Source organism: Mycobacterium sp. TH-M82, assembly GCF_057473605.1.
In genome coordinates this window covers 1-2,852 of the sequence record NZ_JBYCKY010000339.1, presented here as the reverse complement: position 1 = coordinate 2,852, position 2,852 = coordinate 1, and the positions used below count along the sequence as shown (strand labels likewise).

Genomic DNA, 2,852 nt, shown 5'->3' with positions numbered 1-2,852 from the left:
TCAGATCGGCGTCAGGCCGTGCTTGCGCAGCACCTTGGGCCCGTTCTGCTTATCGACCAAGAGCCGCAACGACTTTCGCAGCAGCAGCCGGGTTTCGTGCGGCTGGATGACGCCGTCGATGTAACCGCGCTCGGCGGCGGTCCAGGGGATTGCCATGTTGAGGTTGTAGCCCTCGATGAAGTTGCGCTTGACTTCCACTGCCTCGGGCGCGTTCGGATCCGGGAAGCGCTTCATCAGCAGCTGGGCCGCACCCTCGGCGCCGATCACCGCGATCCGCGCGGTCGGCCACGCGAAGTTCAGGTCCGCCGACAGCTGTTTGGATCCCATCACGGCATACGCCCCGCCGTAGGCCTTGCGAGTGATGACGGTGACCTTCGGCACGTCGCCCTCAACCATCGCGTTGAAGAATCGGCCGCCACGTTTGATGATGCCGCCCTTCTCCTGCTCCACACCCGGCAGAAAACCCGGCGTGTCGACCACGAAAACGAGCGGCAGATTGTAGGAGTCGCAGAACCGGAGGAAGCCGGTGGCTTTATCGGAGGCCTCGTTGTCGATCGAACCGGACAGCACCATCGGCTGGTTGGCGATCACGCCGACCGGGCGGCCGTCGACCCGGGCGAACGCGGTGATGATCGCCTGGCCGCGCTGCGCGCCGACATCGAAGACGTCGCCGTCGTCGAAGATGCGCAGCAGGATCTCGTGCATGTCGTAGGCGGTGTTGTCGGCGTCCGGCACGATCGAGTCCAGCTCCAGATCGCTGGGGGTGATCTCCGGCTCCAGGCCGGGGTTGACGACCGGCGGGTCGTCGAAGGTGTTGGCGGGCAGGAACGACAGGTAGTCACGGACATACTGGAAGGCCGCGGCTTCATCAGCGACGACCTGGTGGATGTTGCCGTAGCGGGCCTGGTTGTCGGCGCCGCCGAGCTCGTCGAGGGTGACGTCCTCGCCGGTGGCCTCCTTGACCATGTCGGGCCCGGTGGCGAACATGTAGCCCTGGTCGCGCACCGCCACCACCAGGTCAGTCTGGATCGGCGAATACACCGCGCCGCCGGCGCATTTGCCCAAGATGACGGAGACCTCCGGCACCAGGCCGCGCAGCATCTCGTGGCGGCGGCCCAGCTCGGCATACCAGGCCAGCGAGGTCGCCGTGTCCTGGATGCGGGCGCCGGCCGAGTCGTTGATGCCGACGATCGGGCAGCCCACCATCGCCACCCACTCCATCAGCTTGGCCACCTTGCGGCCGAACATCTCGCCCACCGAGCCCTGGAACACGGTCTGGTCGTGGCTGAACACCCCCACCGGGCGGCCGTTGATCCGGCCATGGCCGGTGACCACGCCGTCGCCGTACAGCGCATTCGGATCGCCAGGCGTCTTGCACAGCGCGCCGATCTCCAAGAAAGTGCCCGGGTCCAGCAGTGCGTGAATACGGCTGCGGGCACTGGGGATTCCCTTCTTGGCCCGCTTGGCGACGGCCTTCTCACCGCCGGGTTCGGCGGCAAGTTCCAACTTCTCGCGCAGCTCGGCCAGCTGCTCGGCGGTGGTCTTGGTGCTCACTTGACCACTCCCTCGCGGCTGCCGGCCTGGATGCGGTTGATCGCCTCGCTCATGTGCGCGCCGACTTTGGCGATGATCGGCTCGTCGATGACCTGGATGTGTTCGCCGCCGACCGGCACCACCTCCAGGTCGGCGACGTAGTCGCCCCAGCCGCCGTCCGGTTTGCGGATGGCGTAGCGCGGCTCGAAGGTGATCGCATCGTCGTGGTAGCGGTCGGCCATATACAGCGTGACGTGACCGTCGTAGGGCGCGATCTCGGCGGTGTCGATCGCCCGCTGATCCAGATAGGACGTACGCTGGTGCTCGATGATCCCGCCCGGGATCTCCACGCCGCTGGCCTTGATCGCGTCCAGCACGAACTGCACCTGGCCCGCGTCATCGAGCTTCTCCAGCTCCTGGTAAGGGATCTCGGGGATCTCGACGTTGAACGTCCGCTCCGCGAAGCGGGCGTAGCGGTCCCACCGGGCTCGGATCTCCTCTTTGGTCTGCGGGATCTCCTCGCCGGGCCGCACCGCGTCGATCAGACCGACGAAGCCGACGTCGGCGCCGGCACGCCGCAGCCCGATCGCGCACGCGTAGGCCAGCGCACCACCCAGCGACCAGCCGGCCAGCATGAACGGCCCGTTGCCGCCCAGCTCCAGCAGCTTGGGGACGTACTGCGCGGCGCGTTCGGCGATGGAGCCCTCGACGCGTTCGAAGCCGTACACCGGGGTGTCGGCCGGCAGCCGGGCCAGCAGCGGCTGATACACCACCGTCGATCCGCCCGCCGGGTGAAAAACGAAGACCGGCAACTGTTTCGAACCCTCCTGCGGTGCCCGCAGGGTGCGCACGAACCCGTCCAGCTCGCCGGCCTCCAGGAATCCCCGGACAGTGGTGGCCAGCGCCTCGATGGTCGAGGCGGCGTGAACGTCGGCGGCGGCGATGGGACCGTCAGCGCGCTCGGAGAGCCGCTGCGCCATCTTGGCGGCGGTGTCGTCGTCGAGGGCGGGCAGGGTGTTGAAGATGCCGCCCGGTGACTTCCCGGTGACAATCGCCCAAGTGGCGAAGGTGACCCGCTCGGCGGCATCACGCGGCGGCACATCGGAATTCAGCACCTTGGCTACACCCTGCTGGGCCTGCTGGTTGAGCACCGTGGCCGCTGGGTCCGCAGCGGCCGCCGCCGGGCCGGAGGGATCGGTGGGCGGCGGCGGAACCGGCACCCGGCCGGAGGGGTCAGCGCTCGCCTTCGCGCCGGCCAGCATGGCGGCCTGTTCGGCGGCGATCTCCTCGGCGGTCTGAGTCTGCTGGTGTTCGTGTAA

The 2,852-nt window shown here is 68.0% G+C and carries 2 protein-coding genes; both read right to left on the bottom strand.

Translation table 11 applies throughout. The features are described 5' to 3' along the window. On the bottom strand, window positions 1–1,554 hold the full coding sequence (locus AC2VON_RS10530) for an acyl-CoA carboxylase subunit beta (protein WP_486952905.1): 1,554 nt from the start codon (window positions 1,552–1,554) through the stop codon (window positions 1–3). Next, the coding region (locus AC2VON_RS10525; protein ID WP_486952904.1) for a thioesterase domain-containing protein at window positions 1,551–2,852 on the bottom strand (1,302 nt) is incomplete at its 5' end. The genes AC2VON_RS10525 and AC2VON_RS10530, both read right to left, overlap by 4 nt.